The organism is Motilibacter deserti, assembly GCF_011250635.1.
Taxonomy (GTDB): Bacteria; Actinomycetota; Actinomycetes; order Motilibacterales; family Motilibacteraceae; genus Motilibacter_A; species Motilibacter_A deserti.
Genome location: NZ_JAANNP010000174.1, coordinates 1 through 2,924, shown reverse-complemented (window position 1 = coordinate 2,924; position 2,924 = coordinate 1). Strand labels below are relative to the sequence as shown.

Annotated in this window: 1 protein-coding gene and 1 pseudogene; one reads left to right on the top strand and one right to left on the bottom strand. The window is 78.1% G+C overall.

The features are described from left to right. Positions 1-271: pseudogene (locus G9H71_RS21970) on the top strand (alkanal monooxygenase); the annotation flags it as partial. A 694-nt stretch (positions 272-965) separates the two neighbouring features. Here G9H71_RS21970 and G9H71_RS21965 read toward each other — a convergent pair. Beyond that, the coding region (locus G9H71_RS21965; protein WP_166284895.1) for a DEAD/DEAH box helicase at positions 966-2,924 on the bottom strand (1,959 nt) is incomplete at its 5' end.

Here is a 2,924-nt window from a genome sequence, read left to right as displayed (position 1 = left end):
GCGCACGGGCCGGCTCGGGCCGATCGCCACTCCCGAGGAGGCCGCGGCCTATCCCTGGACCGACGCCGAGCGCGACCTGCTGGCCCGCTGGCCCAGCCAGCCGGTCGTGGGGACGCCCGAGCAGGTCGTCGCCGAGCTCGACGCGCTCCTCGCCCGCACCGGTGCCGACGAGCTGATGCTGGCCACCTCGGCCCACTCGCCGCAAGACCGGGCGCGCACCCTCGAGCTGGTCGCGCACGCGTGGGCGCAGCCGGCCGCGGACGCTGCCTGAGCCGCAGCCCCGCCACGTCGAGCGAGGCTGCGGTCGGAGTGTTGCAGGGTTTCGCAAGCGCAAGCCGGTCCGGGCGTAGCCGGGCGCAAGCCTGTTGCAAGGGGACGACAAGCGGCGTCTTGCACTGTGTAGCCATGCCCAGCTACTCCGCAGGCCGCGCGATCCGCAAGCCCGCTCCCAGCACCTCCCGTCCCGCCGCACCGTTCCGCCCTGCACCCCGTCCCGTCGCCGCCGACCCGGGCGGGCGCACGGCCCGCTGAGCCCGCGCGGGAGGGCTGCCCCCGCCCGCCGGGGGTGCTGCCCCCACCCCGATCCGCCGGGAAGCACGGTCGATCCCGTGCCCGGCGGCGAGCAGAGTCGTCTCAGGCACCGGCTCCAGCCGGCGCCGACGATCAGAACGACCGCAACCCAGGAGGCCTCGGTGCCTGTCTACTCCGCCGGCTCGCCCGCCCCGTCCCCCAGCAGGTCGGTGCGAGGGTCGCGGGAGCCCGCCACGAGCGGGCGTCCCGCCCGGCGAGGGCGCCGCAGCGGCTGACCCCCCGTCGCCGCGGCGCCGCCCGGCGGCCGGTCCCACCCCCGAGGGGCCGGACGCCGCCAACGGGCGGTGCGGCCGGAGCGCGCACCTGCGAGCGCGCCCCGGCCGCCCGCCCGGACCCCCTCGATCTCCCAGCGCCCGCAAGCAGGACCTGCAGGGCTACGGGCGCTGGTGAAGCACCAGCGGCAGGACGGGACCGCAGCCCGCCTCCCGCAGCACGGCCGCGGCGACGGTGGCGGTCCAGCCGGACTGCCACAGGTCGTCGACGAGCAGGACCGGCCCGCCCGGCAGCTCCACCCCCGGACGCAGCCGCAGGCCGGCCAGCACCCCCGCCGCCCGCGCCCCGGACGCCACGTCCCGCGGCGCGGGCGGCCCCTGCGCCTCCAGCAGGTCGAGCACCGGCAGGCGGCCCACCTGTCCGATGTGCGCCGCCAGCGAGGCCACCAGCTGCGGCCGCGAGCGCGACGGCACCGGCACCACCGCGACCGGTCGCTCGTCCCAGTCGCGCCGCCACCGGCTCAGCACGCTGACCGCCGCGTCCGCCAGCTCCTGCGGCACCGGGCCGTCCCCGGCCCCAAGCGCTGCGAGCGCATCGGCCCACGCCGGGTCGTCGGCGTAGGCCAGGGCGCGGCCCGGCGCGGCCTGCGCCCCGCGGGGGATGCGCCCGCGCCGCTGCGGCAGCGACGGCCACATCTTGCGCGGCTCCAGGACGACGTCGCGCCCGCGCAGGTGCCGCCGCGCCGCGTCCACGAGCTCGGCGGGGGCGTCCGCCCCCGGCGGCGGCAGCGTGCCGGTGCAGACCGAGCACCGGCCGCACGGCTCCGGGGCAGGGTCGTCGAGCGCCTCCTGCAGGAACGCCATCAGGCACCCCGCGCCCGCGGCGTAGCGGCTCATCAGGTCGGCCTCGGCCGCCCGCGCCGCCCGCAGCCGGGCGAAGCGCTCCGCGTCGTACGTCCAGCCCGCGCCGGTCGCGCGCCACCCCGACCCCACGCGCGCCACGGCCCCGTCGACGGCGAGCAGCTTCAGCAGCGCCTCCAACCGGCCGCGGCGCACGCCGGTCGCCGCCTCCAGCGCCGGCACCGTCAGTGCGGCGTCAGCGGCTCCCAGCTCGCCGAGCACCCGGTCGGCCACCTGCGGGTCCGGGATCGTCGCGGTCGCGAAGTGCTCCCAGATGCGCGGGTCGGACTCGGCCGCGGGCAGCAGGACGGCCAGGGCGTCGTCGATGCCCCGCCCCGCGCGGCCCACCTGCTGGTAGTAGTCCACAGGGCTCGCCGGGGAGCCGACGTGCACGACGAACGCGAGGTCGGGCTTGTCGAAGCCCATGCCGAGCGCGGACGTCGCGACCACGGCCTTGAGCGCGTTGTCGCGCAGCGCCTGCTCCACGCGCTGGCGCTCGTCGGGCTCGAGCTTGGAGGAGTACGCCGCGACCTCGAACCCGGCCATGCGCAGGAAGCCGGCGAGCCGCTCGGTCTCGGCCACGGTGAGGGCGTAGACGATGCCCGAGCCCGGCAGCGCCGACAAGGCAGCCGCCGTCCAGGCGTAGCGCTCGAGCGGCCCCAGCCCGGGGACGACCGCGAGCCGCAGCGAGGCACGGGCCAGCGGGCCGCGGAACGTCACGGTGCCGGGGCCGAGCTGGGCGGCGACGTCCTCCACCACGCGGGAGTTCGCGGTCGCGGTCGTGGCCAGCACCGGGACGTCCGGCACGCGGTCGAGCAGCTCGCGGCTGAGCCGCAGGTAGTCCGGGCGGAAGTCGTGGCCCCAGCTGGACAGGCAGTGCGCCTCGTCGACCACCACGAGCCCGACCCGCGCGAGCAGGCCCGGGAGCACCGACTCGGCGAACCGCGGGTTGGCGAGCCGCTCGGGCGAGACCAGCAGCAGGTCGACCTCGTCGCGGGCCAGGGCCGCCTCGATGGCCGGCCAGTCGTCGACATTGCCCGAGTGCAGCGCGGCCGCCCGCACGCCGGCGCGGGCGGCCGCCGCCTCCTGGTCGCGCATCAGCGACAGCAGCGGGCAGACGACGAGCGACAGGCCGAGCCCTGCCCGCCGCCCGGCCACCGTCGCCATCAGGTAGACCGCGGACTTGCCCCAGCCGGTCGCCTGCACAACGAGCGTGCGGCG